The following is a 14,333-nucleotide window of genomic DNA, read 5'->3' as shown; positions in this document are numbered from 1 at the left end:
CTGGTTCTCGCGGTGAAGTTACCGGGGAGTCACCGGATCGCAACCTTGGGAGGGTGTCGCGGGTGGGGTGGCCCGGGTCAGAATCTACGCGCGTTGTCAGCATGTGATTTGCACTGTGACTTGGGGAGAAGAAGTGCCGCTGAACCGGAGGAACTTTCTGGGGCGTACTGCCGCGACGGGTGCGGGGGTCGCGCTCGTGGGGGCGGTGGGTGCCGGGTCGGCCGAGGCGCGGGAGGTGGATGGGGGCCTGACGGGCGGCCGGGGGAAGCGGAAGTACTCGTTCACCGTGATGGGGACGACGGACCTGCACGGGAACGTCTTCAACTGGGACTACTTCACGGACGCCGAGTTCGACGACAAGGCGCACAATGACGTGGGTCTGGCGAAGATCTCGACTTTGGTGAATCAGGTCCGTGCGGAGAAGGGGCGTCGCAACACGCTGCTGATCGACGCGGGTGACACGATCCAGGGCACTCAGCTTTCGTATTACTACGCCAAGGTGGATCCGATCACCAAGGCGCACGGTCCGGTGCACCCGATGGCCCAGGCGATGAATGCCATCGGTTACGACGCCGCGGCGCTGGGGAATCACGAGTTCAATTACGGTATCCCGGTGCTGCGGAAGTTCGAGGAGCAGTGTGATTTCCCGCTGCTGGGGGCGAATGCGCTCGATGCGAAGTCGCTGCGGCCGGCTTTTGCGCCGTATGTGATGAAGCGGGTGTGTACGCCTTTCGGGCGGGATGTGAAGGTGGCGGTCCTGGGGCTGACGAATCCGGGGATCGCGATCTGGGACAAGGCGAATGTCCAGGGGAAGATGGTGTTCCCGGGTCTGGAGGAGCAGGCGGCGAAGTGGGTGCCGCGGCTGCGTTCGATGGGTGCGGACGTGGTGATCGTCTCGGCGCACTCGGGTTCGAGCGGGACTTCTTCGTACGGTGACCAGCTGCCGCACATCGAGAACGCGGCGGCGCTGGTGGCGGAGCAGGTGCCGGGGATCGACGCGATCCTGGTGGGGCATGCGCACACGGAGATCCCGGAGTACCGGGTGGCGAACAAGAAGACGGGCAAGCAGGTGGTGCTGTCGGAGCCGCTGAAGTGGGGTCAGCGGTTGACGCTGTTCGACTTCGGTCTGGTGTGGGAGCGGGGTCGCTGGCAGGTGGAGTCGGTTTCGGCGAAGGTGCTGAACTCGAACACGGTGCCCGAGGACAAGAAGATCACCCGGCTGCTGCGTGACGAGCACGAGAAGGTCGTGGCGTATGTGAATCAGGTGATCGGTACGTCGACGGCGGCGATGAGCGCCGGCGAGGCGGCGTACAAGGACACGCCGATCATCGACTTCATCAATCATGTGCAGAAGGAGACGGTGAGGGCGGCGCTGGCCGGGACGGCTCACGCGGGCCTGCCGGTGCTGTCGCAGGCGTCGTGCTTCTCGCGGACGGCTGCGGTGCCGGCGGGGAAGGTGACGATCCGCGAGGTTGCCGGGCTGTATCCGTTCGAGAACACGCTGGAGGCCCGGGTGCTGACGGGTGCGCAGCTGCGGGAGTATCTGGAGTTCTCGGCGCGGTATTTCGTGCGGACGGCTGCGGGGGCGCCGGTGGATCCGGCGAAGCTGACGAATGCGGAGAGCATTCCGGATTACAACTATGACGCGGTCAGCGGCCTCTCGTACGAGATCGACATCGCGAAGGCGCCGGGGTCGCGGATCGCGAAGTTGATGTTCGACGGGAAGCCGCTGGACGACGCGGCGCAGTTTGTCTTGGCGGTGAATAATTACCGGGCGAGTGGTGGGGGGAATTTCCCGCATGTGGCTCGGGCGAAGCAGGTGTGGGCGAACTCGGAGGAGATTCGTAACACGATCATTTCTTGGGTGAAGGCTCAGGGGACGATCGATGTGGCGAAGTTCGCCTCAGTGGACTGGAAGCTGACGCGGGATGGTGCGCCGGTCTTCTGATGCGGTGGTGCGGGGTCGTGGCTGAGGCCGCGGTTCCAGGCCGAAGGTGGTGAAGGCGGTCCGCTCCGGGAGGGGGTAGGCCGCCTTTTCCGTGATGGCGTTGAGGATGGTGGCGCTGCGCCAGGCGGCGAGGCCGAGGTCGGGGGTGCCTACGCCGTGGGTGTGGCGTTCGGCGTTCTGGACGTGGATGGCGCCGCGGACGAGGGGGTCGAGGACGAGGCGGTGGTTTTCGTCGATGCGGGGGCGTTCGCTGTGGTCGCGGCGGATGTAGGGGTCGAGGGCGGCGAGGAGGGTGTCGACGGGGCGTTCGCGGTAGCCGGTGGCGAGGATGACGGCGTCGGTGGTGACGCGGGAGCGGGTGCCTTGCTGGGCGTGTTCGAGGTGGAGTTCGACGCGGGTGGTGCCGACGCGGCCGGCGGTGCGGACGAAGACGCCGGGGGTGAGGACGGTGTCGGGCCAGCCGCCGTGGAGGCTGCGGCGGTAGAGCTCGTCGTGGATGGCGGCGAGGGTGTCGGCGGCGATGCCCTTGTGGAGTTGCCATTGCTGGGGGAGGAGTTGGTTGCGGACGGCTTCGGGGAGGGCGTGGAAGTAGCGGGTGTAGTCGGGTGTGAATTGTTCGAGGCCGAGTTTGCTGTATTCCATGGGGGCGAAGGCGGGGGTGCGGGCGAGCCAGTGGAGTTTTTCGCGGCCGGCGGGGCGGTTGCGGAGGAGGTCGAGGAAGACTTCGGCGCCGGACTGGCCTGATCCGATGACGGTGATGTGTTCGGCGGCGAGGATGCGCTCGCGGTGGTCGAGGTAGTCGGCGGAGTGGATGACGGGGACGGCGGGGGCGTCGACGAGGGGGCGTAGGGGGTCGGGGACGTAGGGGGCGGTGCCGACGCCGAGGACGAGGTTGCGGGTGTAGGTGCGGCCGAGGGCTTCGGCTTCGCCGTCGGTGTCGAGTTGGGTGAAGTCGATTTCGAAGAGGTTGCGTTCGGGGTTCCAGCGGATGGCGTCGATCTGGTGGCCGAAGTGGAGGCCGGGGAGGGATTGGCTGACCCAGCGGCAGTAGGCGTCGTATTCGGCGCGTTGGATGTGGAAGCGCTCGGCGAAGTAGAAGGGGTAGAGGCGTTCGCGGGACTTGAGGTAGTTGAGGAAGCTCCAGGGGCTGGTGGGGTCGGCGAGGGTGACGAGGTCGGCGAGGAAGGGGACTTGGAGGGTGGTGCCGTCGATGAGGAGGCCGGCGTGCCAGCGGAAGGTGTGGTTCTGGTCGTAGCAGGCGGTGCGGAGGCCGGGGATGCCGTGGGCGAGGGCGGCGAGGGAGAGGTTGAAGGGGCCGATGCCGATGCCGGCGATGTCGAGGGGCTGGTCGGGGGTGGTCTGGGGGGAGGCGGAGGTTTCGGGGGCTGTTTCGGGCTTGGGGGGCGGCGGGGTGTCGGGGGTGTTCTGCGGGGGGTTCTTGGGGGGTGGCGGGGTCTTCATCGGCGTACCTGGCCTTCCACGAGGGTGAGGAGTGTGCGGAGGTCGTCGGGTGTGGTGTGGGGGTTGAGGAGGGTGGCTTTGAGCCAGAGGCCTTCGGGGGTGGTGGTGCGGCCGAGGACGGCGTGGCCGTGGTGGAGGAGGGTGCGCCGGAGGCCGGCGGTGGTGCGGTCGTCGGTGGGGGTGGGGCGGAAGAGGACGGTGCTGAGGGTGGGGCGCGCGTAGAGGTCGAAGCCGGGGTGGGCGTCGATGAGGTCGGCGAAGTGCCGGGCGGTGGTGCAGACGCCTTCGACGAGGTCGCCGAGGCCGCGGCGGCCCAGGGCCCGGAGTGTGACGGCGATCTTGAGGATGTCGGGGCGGCGGGTGGTGCGCAGGGAGCGGCCGAGGAGGTCGGGGAGGCCGGCCCCGGTGTCGTCGGGGGCGTTGAGGTAGTCGGCGTGGTGGGCCAGGGGGTGCAGGGCGGTGCTGTCGGGGACTGCGAGGAGGCCTGCGGCGACGGGTTGCCAGCCGAGTTTGTGGAGGTCGATGGCGATGGTGTGGGCGCGGTCGAGGCCGTCGAGGGCGGGGCGGAGGGTGTCGCTGAAGAGGAGCGGGCCGCCGTAGGAGGCGTCGATGTGGAGGCGGGCGCCGTGGGTGTGGCAGAGGTCGGCGAGGGCGGGGAGGGGGTCGATGCTGCCGGTGTCGGTGGTGCCGGCGGTGGCGATGACGAGGGTGGGGGTGCCGGTGGTGGTGGGGTCGGTGAGGGCGGTGTGGACGAGGGTGGGGTCGAGGATGCCGGTGGGGGTGGGGAGGGTGGTGGGTGCGGGGAGTCCGAGGAGCCAGGCGGCGCGGTGGATGCTGTGGTGGGCGTTGGCTCCGCAGAGGATGCGGAGTGGCCGGGTGGTTCGCTCGGGTGCCGGTTCCCCGGCGGCTTCGGGGGCCGGCTGCCTTGAGGGGCTGCGGGCGGGCTTCCCGGTTGCCGCGCGGGCCGGCTCTTCGGTTGCTGCCCGGGTCGGCTGTCCGGTTGCTCGCCCGGTCGTCTCCCTGGCTGTCCCCCTGGCCGCCTCCCTGGTTGTCTCCCTGGCCGCTTCCCTGGCCAGGAGGAGGGCCAGCTGGTTGGACTCGGTGCCGCCGGTGGTGACCAGGGCGTCGGGGGCCGGGTGGCGGGGGTAGGCGAGGGCGGCCAGGGCGCGGGTGGTGAGGGCTTCGAGGGCGGTCGCCGCCGGGGCCTGGTCCCAGGAGTCGAGGGAGGGGTTGAGGGCGGCGGCCGCGAGGTCCGCGGCGGCGGCCAGGGCGAGGGGCGGGCAGTGCAGGTGGGCGGCGCAGTGGGGGTGGGCCGGGTCGGCGGCGCCCTCGGCCAGGGCGGTGACGAGGGTGTGGAGGGCTTCGTGGGCTCCGGTGCCGGTCTCGGGGAGGGCGGGGGCGGCCCGGGCCCGGAGGCGGGCGGTGACGGCTTCGGGGCCGCCGGCCGGGAAGGGGCCGCGGCGGGTGGCGGTGCCTTCGTCGAGGGCGTCGAGCACGGTACCGAGGAGGGGCCGCAGGGCTTCGGGTCCTCGGGTGCCGCCGGCGAGGGGGGCGGGGGTGCGGTCTGCGGCGTCGTGGGGGGAGGCGACGGTGGGGCCGGCGGGCGCAGGCATTTGACTTTGCCCCTTTTGGGTTGACTTCGAGCGCATGCTGTGGGGTCGGTCCGGGCTGTGACGAGCGGCAACTGCAACAAGTTACGTTCGGCGCACGTTCGGTGACCGGCGTAGCGGCGGGTTTCGCTCGATGGGGGGAAGGCCGTGCAACAGGGGTGAGATGTGTCTGCTAATGGGGTCCGGGGCGGACGCACCCCGTTCCGTCGACTAATCTGCACCCCATGGCCATGAACTTTCTCGCTCTCGACGTAGGGCCGCTCAAGCCCGAGCCCGCGCCGCTCGTGCTCGGCGCCGTGCTGTTCTTCATCGTCTTCGCCGTGATGGCGAAGGTGCTGCTGCCCCGGATCAACAAGGTCCTCGTCGAGCGCGAGAAGGCCACCGACGGCCGCTTCGACGAGGCGGAGGAGATCCGCGCGGAGGCCGCCCGGGTCCACACCGAGTACCAGGAGCTGCTGGCCGAGGCCCGGCACGAGGCCGCGCGCCTGCGCCAGGAGTCGCTGGAGCAGGGCACGGCGATCATTGCCGAGCTGCGTGCCGAGGGTCAGCGCCAGCGCGAGGAGATCATCTCCGCGGGCCACGCGGTGATCGACGCCGAGCGCGCGGTCGCCGAGGCCGAGCTGCGCCAGCAGGTCGGCGTGCTGGCCACGGAGCTGGCCGGCCGCATCGTCGGTGAGGACGTCGCCCAGTCCGCCCGCGAGAACGGCACGGTGGACCGCTTCCTGGAGGAGCTGCGCACCGCGCAGGCCTCCGACGCCGCCCGCGAGGCGCGCGGCTGACAGCGGCAGGCCGCCGCTGCGACACATCTCGGACGCCGAAGGCTCCGCACCCCTTCCGGGTGCGGAGCCTTCGGCGTTCCCTGGGCGTTCCCCGGGGTTACGCCTGGCGTTCCCTGATGCGCAGGGCGCGGCGCAGGTCGTCGAGCTGGTCGTCGAGCCGGCGGCGCAGGGCGGGGGTCGGGCCGTCGGTGCACAGGCATTCCTCGCCGAGGTCGAGGGTGCGCTGCTCGACGAAGGGGTGGGGGAAGCCTGCGGCGCCCGCGGCCGTGGCCAGGGCGGGGCCGCGGCGGGCCGCGAGGGCGACGGCGGCCGGGTGGTAGCGGTCGAGGTAGGGGCGTACGAGGTCGAGCTGCTCGTGCTGCCAGAAGCCCTCGGCGGTGGCGGTGAACAGGTAGTTGGAGAGTTCCGGGCGGTGCTCCGGGTCGTACATGGCCCGCCAGGCGGCCTCCTTGGCCGCCGGGTCCGGCAGGGCGGCGCGGCAGCGGGCGGCGCCCTCCTGGCCGGTCGCGCTCGGGTCGCGGGCGAGTTCTGCGTCGACGGCCCCGGCCGTGGTGGCGCCGAGGACGGCGAGGCGGGCGAGGGCGCGCCAGCGCAGTTCGGGGTCGAGGGCCGGGCCGCCGGGGACGGTGCCGTCCCGGAGCCAGGTGTCGAGCGTGTCCGGGGCGGTGGCGCTGTCGATCAGGGTGCGGACGGCGGTCAGGCGCAGGCCCTGGGCCGTGCCGTCCTCCTCCCGGTCCCGGGTGCGGTCCAGCAGGTCCTGGGCGAGGTCGGTGAGGCCGGCGAGGGCCGCGGGGCGGTCGGCGGGGGTCACGTAGCGGTCGGCGACCTGGCCGCGGGCGAACGCGAGGACGGCCCGGGTGACGGCGACGTCGGTCTCGTGGGGCAGGTGGGTGCGGGCGGCGTCCAGGTACGCGGTGGGGGCGAGCTCGCCGTCGCGGACCATGTCGCGGGCGGCGTTCCACAGGACGGCCCGGGTGAGGGGGTCGGGCAGCGCCGACAGCGAGCCGAGGGCGGTCTCCCACGACGTGGCGTCCAGGCGGACCTTGGCGTAGGTGAGGTCGCCGTCGTTGAGCAGGACGAGGGCCGGGCGGGGGCCGGTGCCCTCGACGGTGCGGGTGCCGCCGCCCGCGGGGAGGTCGGCGGTGAGGCGGTCGCGGGCGGTGAGGGCTCCGGAGCCGTCCGGGGCGCGGTCGTAGAGGCCGACGGCCAGGTGGTGCGGGCGGGTGCCGTCGTGGCGGACGTCCAGGCGCCAGCCGCCGCGGCCGTCGTCGGCGACCGTGGGGGTGAGGGTGTCGGTGCCGCTGGTGCGCAGCCAGGTGGCCGCCCAGGCGTGCACGTCGCGGTCGGTGTTGCGGGCCAGGGAGTCGAGGAAGTCGGCGAGCGCGGCGTTGCCGAAGCGGTGGCGGGTGAAGTGGTCGTTGATGCCGGCGAGGAAGTCCTTCTCGCCGAGCCAGGCGACGAGCTGGCGCAGGGCGGAGGCGCCCTTGGCGTAGGAGATGCCGTCGAAGTTCAGCAGTGCGGAGGCGGTGTCGTGTACGGCCTCCGCGTCGGGGGCGACGGGGTGGGTCGAGGGGCGCTGGTCGGCGTCGTAGCCCCAGCCCTTGCGGGCGCAGGCGAAGTCGGTCCAGGCGCCGTCGAAGCGGGTGGATTCGGCGAGGATCTGGTAGCCCATGTACTCCGCGAAGGACTCGTTGAGCCAGATGTCGTCCCACCAGCGGAGGGTGACCAGGTCGCCGAACCACATGTGGGCCATCTCGTGGGCGACCGTCACGCCGCGGGTCTGGCGCTCGGTGTCGGTGACCGCCGAACGGAAGATGTACTCGTCGCGGAAGGTGACCAGTCCCGGGTTCTCCATCGCGCCGGCGTTGAACTCGGGGACGAACGCCTGGTCGTAGGAGTCGAAGGGGTAGGGCTCGTCGAAGATCTCGTGGAAGCGGTCGAAGCAGCGGCGGGTGATGTCGAGGAGTTCCTCGGCGTCGGCGTCCAGGTGCGGCGCGAGGGAGCGGCGGCAGTGCAGGGCGAAGGGCAGGCCGGCGTGCTCGGTGCGGACGGAGTGCCAGGGGCCGGCGGCGAAGGCGACGAAGTAGGTGCTCAGGGGCTGGGTGGTGGCCAGCTCCCAGCGGCCCTCGGCCGGGTCGCCGGTGCGGGTGGCCACGGCGTTGCCGAGGACGGTCCAGTGCGGGGGTGCGGTCACCGTCGCGTCGAAGACCGCCTTGAGGTCGGGCTGGTCGAACGCGGCGAAGACGCGCTGGACGTCGTCGATGAAGGTCTGGGTGTAGAGGTAGGTCTCGCCGTCGGCGGGGTCGGTGAAACGGTGCATGCCCTCGCCCGTGCGGGAGTAGCGCATGTCGGCCTCTATCAGCAGCTCGTGCTCGCCCGGGGTCAGGGCGAGGGCGAGCCGGTTGTCGTCGAGCGCGGCCGGATCGAGCGGCCGGCCGTCGAGGACGGCGCGGTGCAGGGCGGCCGGCCGGAGTTCGACGAAGGTGTCGCCCGCGTGGCGTGCGGTGAACCGGATACGGGTCGTGGATCCGAAGAGTTCGTCGCCACGGGTGAGATCGAGGTCGACGGCGTACCGGTGAACGTCGAGGAGACGGGCGCGGGCCTGGGCTTCATCGCGTGTGAGTACGGGCATGGGGTCATGCTGCCGTATCGCCGGCGCTGTGCCGAAGCGAGTATTCGGGGGTTCGCACGCGGTACGGGGCGGCTTCGTCTCCGCCGTGACGGCGGGCCGCGGGGGCGCGGAGCCCGGCGGCGCCGGGCCTGCCGACAGGCGAGCACGGCACGCCGCCGCGGCCGGAAGAGGGCAACGGACTGCCCCGCCCAGCAGGGCCCGCACGGCACCGCCGGACCGCGCCGTCGCGGCTGAGCGCCGCTGCGGCGGGAGGAAAACACGCGGCTGACACACGAGGGCGCCCCGCAACGTCTCCCCCGCCGCCACGGCGAACAACCCCCGCGGCGGAGACCGGCGGTGCCCAACCAACCGGCAGGTGAGCCCGGCACCGCCGGACCGCGCCGTCGCGGCTGAGCACCGCTGCGGCGGAGGAAAGCCCGCGGCTTACGCACGAGGGCGCCACGCAGCCCCTCCCCCGCCGCCACGGCGAACAAGCCCCGCGGCGAAGACCGGCGGTGCCCAACCAACCGGCAGGTGAGCCCGGCACCGCCGGGCCGCGCCGTCGCGGCTGAGCACCGCTGCGGCGGAGGAAAGCCCGCGGCTTACGCACGAGGGCGCCACGCAGCCCCTCCCCCGCCGCCACGGCGGACAACCCCCGCGGCGGGGACCGGCGGTGCCGGGCTGGCCCGCAGGGGGTGCGGCACCGTCGGGCCACGTCGCCGCGGTGAAAGGGGTACTGCACGCACGGTGCCGAACCGGCCTGCGGCCCGTCGGCGTGCTGCCCGCGCCGGGAGCGTTACGCGCGGGCGATCGTTTCGTGGTGGCGGATTACTTCGGCGACGATGAAGTTCAGGAACTTCTCCGCGAAGGCGGGGTCGAGTTTGGCGTTCTCGGCGAGTTCGCGGAGGCGGGCGATCTGGCGGGCCTCGCGGGCGGGGTCGGCGGGGGGCAGTTTGTGGGCCGCCTTGAGGTGGCCGACCTGCTGGGTGGCCTTGAAGCGCTCGGCGAGCATGTGGATCACCGCTGCGTCGATGTTGTCGATGCTGTCGCGCAGCCGGCTCAGCTCGGCCCGTACGGATTCGTCCATGGAACTGTTGCTCATGGTCACCGAGCCTATGCGGAGGGGCGGGGCGCGATCACCGGTGGGTGGTCCGGGTCGGGGATGCGCGCGCTCCAGCCGCCGGGCACGGCGCGCCCTTGGCGGGCGCGGAAGCGGACGGGTGCGGTGCCGACGCGGCGGGTGAAGAGGCGGCTGAAGTAGGCGGGGTCGGTGTACCCGACGCGGCGGGCGACGGCGGCGACGGGCAGTTCCGTGGCGGCGAGGAGTTCCTTGGCGCGGCCGAGGCGGATGGTCAGCAGGTAGTCCTTGGGGCTGCAGCCGGCCCCGCGGCGCACGGCGGCGCGCAGTTCGGCGGTGGTCATGCCGTGCCGGGCGGCGTGCTGGGCGACGGACAGGGGCAGGAAGGCGTCCCGGGCGAGGGCCTGAAGTATCGGTTCTCCGCCCCCCGTGGTGTCGGCCCGCGCCCGGCGCAGGGCGACGAGGAGTTCGTGCACGGCCGCGGAGGTCTCGACCTCCAGGAGCGGATTGGCGCGCCGGGCGGCGCGGGCGATGCGGTGGACGACGGCGCGGACGGCCGTGGTGTCCGTGAGGGGCACGAGGGGCCGGTGGGGCTCGATGCAGCCCAGTTCCGTATAGGCGGCGACGGCCGGGCCGGTGAAGTCGACGAAGCTCTCGTCCCAGCCGGTCCCGCCCGCGGCCCCGTAGTGGTGGGGGACCCCGGGGGCGAGCCACAGGAGCGCGGGGCCGGTGACGGTGCGGGTGCGCCCGTCGGGCGTGCGCAGCCAGCCGCTGCCGGCGTGGACGACGACGGCGACGTGGTGGTCGAGGGTGCGGGGGCCGACCGCGGGGAGCGCCCCGTGCTGCAGGCCGACGCCGAGGCAGACGAGGCCGAGGCGGTGGTGGACGGGGCCGGGGGTGAAGTAGCGCATCCATGTCTGGTACATGGGTCCCGGCCTCCCGCGGTGTCGGCCCCGTGTGCCGATCTTCGCGTATGGCGGCGCGCTTTCACCAGGGGGCGGCGGCCCCCTCCGCAGTCCCCTCGGCGGCGCGCTTCGCAGCCTCCTCCGCGGTCCCGTCCGTCTCGCGCGTCCCGTCCGCCTCGTGCACCGTGAAGCCGTCGAGGACGAATTCCGCCGTGTTGCCGTCGCCCGTCTTGCGCAGCCCCACCCACGCCTCCCCCGTCTCCGGCGCGGTGAACTCGTAGGTGTGCGTGGCGGGTGCGTGGGCGGCGGGCAGCGGGGTGCGGTGCAGTTCGCGGGTCTCCGGCGTGTCCACGGCGGTGATCCAGGCGTACTGCCCGGCGGCCTCGTTCTCGTAGCGGAAGGAGACGCGGTAGCGGTGTCCGGGCCGGAAGCGGACGGTGTGCGGCACGGTGCGGTAGACGACGCCGGTGTTCTCGCCGCGCGACTTGAGGGACTGGGTGCCGTCGATGACGTCGTCGACGGCCTTGCCGTTCCAGCCGCGCTGGGTGAAGGGCGCGTGCCGCTGGGCGATGTGGGTGCGGGGGTCGGTGGCGCCGCCCGCGTCGCCCTTGACGAAGGGGCCCCATCCCTGGGGGACGTGCTCGAAGTCCTCGAAGACGAGCGCGCCCGCGCGAGCGGCCGGCGCTTCCGCGGCGACGACCCGCAGTGCGTCGAAGCGGACGCGCGCACCGCCTTCGGCGGCGGTCAGCGTCAGGGTGACGGGGCCGCCGCCCGGCGGGACGGTGAACCGGGTGAACATCCGCTGGAAGCGGGTGCCGTGCTTGCGGTCGGCACCTACGTGGTTGACGGCGGTCGAGGTGTCCGTCCAGTTGGCGGCGGTGATGCCGTCGGCGGTGCGGACCTCCAGGCCGGCCCGGCGCCGCTCCCCCGCGGTGTCGCCGACTTCGACCTGCACGGACGCCGCGTAGGTGCCGGGCCTGAGGCGGGCGAGCCGCTGGCCGGCCGTGGCCGCTCCCCCGGCGCGGACGACGAGTTCCCAGTCGCCCAGGGGGCTGCGTTCGACCGCCGCGGGCCCGGTGACCTGCCACCCGTCGAGGCGGCCGGAGTGGAAGCCGGGGTCGTGCAGGGGGGTGCCCTCGCCCCAGGCGGGGTCCGGCGAGCGGCCGTGACCGCGGGTGAGGACGTACGGCTGCCCGGCCGCGGCCTCGATCGTGACCTCGCCGCCGCGGACGGGCAGTTCGAGGGCGTCGGCGCGGCCCTGGTCGGTGAGCCGGTGGAGGACGATCGTGCGCCGCCCCGCCCAGCCGCGCGGCAGGCGCCAGCGGGTGGCGCCGCCCTGCGGGTTGTAGTGGTAGAGCTTGGCGGGGTCGCGGGCCTCGCGCGGCTCCCAGGGCAGGAGGTAGGTGCCTCCGCGGTAGACCACGCGCCCGTCCGTGGTGATGGTCCGCGTGCCGTCGGCGTCGCCGACGGCGGTCCGCACCGGCCCCTCGAAGGTGATCTCGTGCTCGCCCCAGGTGCGGACGGGGTACGCCTGCAGGTATTTGGCCGGGAGGTTCTCGGTCCACAGCAGGCGGAGGAAGGGCTCCCAGCCGGTCTTGCCCTGCCATCCCGAGAACGTGCCGAGCTTCGCGGTGCCGAGGAGCGGCCACTTGTCGGCGAAGACGTCCTTGCGGTGGTGGTGGACGAAGCGGATGAGCCGGGAGTTGATGCCGCGCGAGGTGTCGGGCCCGTAGTCGGTCTCGCTCGCCCAGTGCGCCCAGAGGCTGGAGCGCTCCAGGCCGTGGCCCCATTCGCTGGTGATCTGCCAGCCCTGTTCGCGCAGGGCGCGCTGGAGCCGGTCGGAGTTCCAGCCGGACTCGCGGAAGACGTCGATGTAGAGGGTGGTCAGGGCGGGGTCCGTCTCGTCGCGCAGCTGCCGGAAGCGGCGGACGACGTCGCCGGAGAGGAGGTCGCGCCGAGCGTCGATCTTGTAGGACTGGTCGAGCCAGTCCCACTGTCTGTCGTTCTTGTCGACGAGGGTCTCGGAGAAGGCGTGGGCCACCGGGTAGGACTCGGTGGTGTTGACGTGCACGGCGAAGTCGCTGTTCCAGCGCTTTCCGGCGCGCAGCAGGGCGTTGAGGCCGGCGAGGCCGCCGGCGCGGGTGTTGTAGTTGCCGCCGTAGTCGGGGTGGGCCGAGTCGTGGCCTTCGGACTGGTAGCCCTTGAGGAGGGTGAACTGCCGCAGTCCGTCCGTGGCCAGGGCGATCCGCTTGATGTCGTCGAGGGTGGCGAGGAACGGGTTCGTGGCCTGGCTTGCGAAGTTGAACGCGATGTGGGGGACGACGCGCAGGTGCTGTTCGGCGGCTCCGAGTGGCTCGGGGGTGATGTCCCGCAGGGCGATGGCCGCGTCCTGCCAGTCGGCGTCGCCGTCGCCGTTGCGGTCGGGGGTGAGGACGACGGTGGCGTAGGGCAGGGGTTCGGTGTCGGTGAGGGCGGCTCCCGCGGCCCGGTGGGTCCACTGGCCGCAGGTGAGCTGGGTCTTGGTGTAGCCGGTGCGGGTGAGGGTCTGGCGCCGGAAGCGGCCGTTCTCCCAGGCCGTGGCGGCGTCCGGCCGGTCCTGGACGGTGTTGGTGTCGGCGGCGGCGGCGAGCCGGCCGGTGCTGACGACGGCGTAGGCGCAGCCGATGGGCGCCTCGTCGGCGGGCGTGTCCGGGCCGGGGCGGACGAGGGTGTCGCCGTTCTTGGCCTTGTCGAGCTGGATGCGGGCGGCGAGGAGCGCGGCTCCGGGCTGGCTGCTGCGGACGCTGAGCAGGGCGAGTCCGGGGATGCGCAGGGTGCCGACGCGCAGGGCGGGGGTGTCGGCGATGCGGGTGATCCGCCAGTGGACGAGCGAGCCGTAGACGTGGATCTCGGCGTCGATGCGGGTGCCGCCGTCGAGGGTGAGGACGTAGGCGGCGCGGTCGCCGTGGACGGTGGAGGTGACGTGGGGGGTGTGTTCCTTCTCGTCCACGAGGAGGGAGGTGACGGGGTCCTCCTGGGCGTGGACGACGTCTCCGGTGGGGCGGTGGGTGTAGGCGATGACGCGGGGGAAGGCGGTGTCGACGCGGACGTCGAGGTCGGCGGAGCGCAGGACGGCTTCGGCGGCGGGCCGGGCGGGGGTGGCGGCCGCGGCCGTACCGGCGGGCCCGGTGACGCCGGCCGCTCCGGCGATGGCGGTGATTCCGGTGATTCCGGTGATTCCCGCGAAGGCGCCGGCGGTGACGACGGCGCGCCGGGTGGGCGCTGCGCTGCCGGCGTGCGGGGGCTGCTGCCGCGTCCCTGGGTCGACGTCCACGCCGTGTTCCTCCTCCGTGCCCCTCCGTACCTGTGGTCACGGCTCACAGTGGAGGGCGCGGGCCGCGGCGCCCATGGACAAAAGTGCGGCGGCTCTTGGACTCCTGTCCTGAAGAGGGCAGGATCGTTTCATGATCGCAAAACTGATGTATCCCGTCATCGACTGCCCGGACCCGGCCGCCCTGGCCGGTTTCTACGCCCGGATCCTGGACTGGGAGGTGGACGCCTCCGACCCGGAGTGGGTGTGGCTGACGTCCGCCGCGGGGCAGCGGATCGCCTTCCAGGAGGCCAAGGACCACCGCCCGCCGCGCTGGCCGGACCCGGAGTTCCCGCAGCAGTTCCACCTGGACTTCGAGGTCGGCACGATCGAGGACGTGGAGCGCGCCCAGCGCGAGGTGATCGCGCTGGGGGCCGTGTTCCTCCACGACAGCGGCGGCGAGCGGAAGGGGTTCCGGGTGTTCAACGACCCGGCGGGGCACCCCTTCTGCATCTGCTACGGGCAGTCGCTCTAGGACGCGGTGCAGGCGGGGGCGGGGGCGGGGGCGGGCCCGCAGCGGCCGGAGCTCACGCCGGCCCGGCCCCGCACCGGCCAGGCCCCGCACGCCCGGCCACGCACTGCCCTGCCCCGC

At 72.7% G+C, this 14,333-nt stretch carries 9 protein-coding genes; 3 read left to right on the top strand and 6 right to left on the bottom strand.

All coding sequences use genetic code 11. From position 1 onward, the window contains the following. The first annotated feature begins 133 nt into the window (after positions 1 to 133). The gene (locus ACFPP6_RS17755; protein WP_382042921.1) at positions 134 to 1,948 is read left to right on the top strand and encodes a bifunctional metallophosphatase/5'-nucleotidase; all 1,815 of its coding nucleotides are present in this window, start codon (positions 134 to 136) and stop codon (positions 1,946 to 1,948) included. Here ACFPP6_RS17755 and ACFPP6_RS17750 read toward each other — a convergent pair. Both ACFPP6_RS17750 and ACFPP6_RS17745 read right to left on the bottom strand, forming a co-directional pair. Beyond that, positions 1,904 to 3,409 (bottom strand): lysine N(6)-hydroxylase/L-ornithine N(5)-oxygenase family protein, encoded by a 1,506-nt coding sequence (locus ACFPP6_RS17750; RefSeq protein WP_382042918.1) that lies wholly within the window; start codon positions 3,407 to 3,409, stop codon positions 1,904 to 1,906. The genes ACFPP6_RS17755 and ACFPP6_RS17750 overlap by 45 nt on opposite strands. Then, positions 3,406 to 5,022, bottom strand: coding sequence for a pyridoxal phosphate-dependent decarboxylase family protein (locus ACFPP6_RS17745; RefSeq protein WP_382042915.1), 1,617 nt, complete (start codon positions 5,020 to 5,022; stop codon positions 3,406 to 3,408). The genes ACFPP6_RS17750 and ACFPP6_RS17745 overlap by 4 nt, the downstream gene beginning before the upstream one ends. Positions 5,023 to 5,243: 221 nt before the next feature. Between ACFPP6_RS17745 and ACFPP6_RS17740 the strand changes: the two genes are divergently transcribed. Then, positions 5,244 to 5,798, top strand: a complete 555-nt coding sequence (locus ACFPP6_RS17740) for a F0F1 ATP synthase subunit B (protein WP_256791482.1) — start codon at positions 5,244 to 5,246, stop codon at positions 5,796 to 5,798. A 97-nt stretch (positions 5,799 to 5,895) separates the two neighbouring features. Here ACFPP6_RS17740 and pepN read toward each other — a convergent pair whose 3' ends face one another. The 4 genes from pepN to ACFPP6_RS17720 form a co-directional block, all read right to left on the bottom strand. After that, positions 5,896 to 8,430: an aminopeptidase N gene (gene pepN, locus ACFPP6_RS17735; RefSeq protein WP_382042912.1), complete on the bottom strand. Its 2,535-nt coding sequence runs from the start codon at positions 8,428 to 8,430 to the stop codon at positions 5,896 to 5,898. Between the two features lie 775 nt (positions 8,431 to 9,205). Continuing rightward, on the bottom strand, positions 9,206 to 9,511 hold the full coding sequence (locus tag ACFPP6_RS17730) for a chorismate mutase (protein ID WP_382042909.1): 306 nt from the start codon (positions 9,509 to 9,511) through the stop codon (positions 9,206 to 9,208). Positions 9,512 to 9,522: 11 nt separating this feature from the next. Beyond that, complete coding sequence (locus tag ACFPP6_RS17725; RefSeq protein ID WP_382042907.1) at positions 9,523 to 10,413, bottom strand: helix-turn-helix domain-containing protein; 891 nt, start codon at positions 10,411 to 10,413, stop codon at positions 9,523 to 9,525. Between the two features lie 61 nt (positions 10,414 to 10,474). Then, on the bottom strand, positions 10,475 to 13,705 hold the full coding sequence (locus ACFPP6_RS17720) for an endo-alpha-N-acetylgalactosaminidase family protein (protein WP_382042904.1): 3,231 nt from the start codon (positions 13,703 to 13,705) through the stop codon (positions 10,475 to 10,477). A 130-nt stretch (positions 13,706 to 13,835) separates the two neighbouring features. Between ACFPP6_RS17720 and ACFPP6_RS17715 the strand changes: the two genes are divergently transcribed. Further along, the gene (locus tag ACFPP6_RS17715) at positions 13,836 to 14,216 is read left to right on the top strand and encodes a VOC family protein (RefSeq protein ID WP_382042902.1); all 381 of its coding nucleotides are present in this window, start codon (positions 13,836 to 13,838) and stop codon (positions 14,214 to 14,216) included. Positions 14,217 to 14,333 lie beyond the last annotated feature (117 nt).

Source organism: Streptomyces aureoversilis, assembly GCF_042657885.1.
In the GTDB taxonomy this organism is placed as follows: domain Bacteria; phylum Actinomycetota; class Actinomycetes; order Streptomycetales; family Streptomycetaceae; genus Streptomyces; species Streptomyces aureoversilis.
Note: the sequence above shows the minus strand (reverse complement) of the source record. Positions and strands in the feature narration are given on the sequence as shown.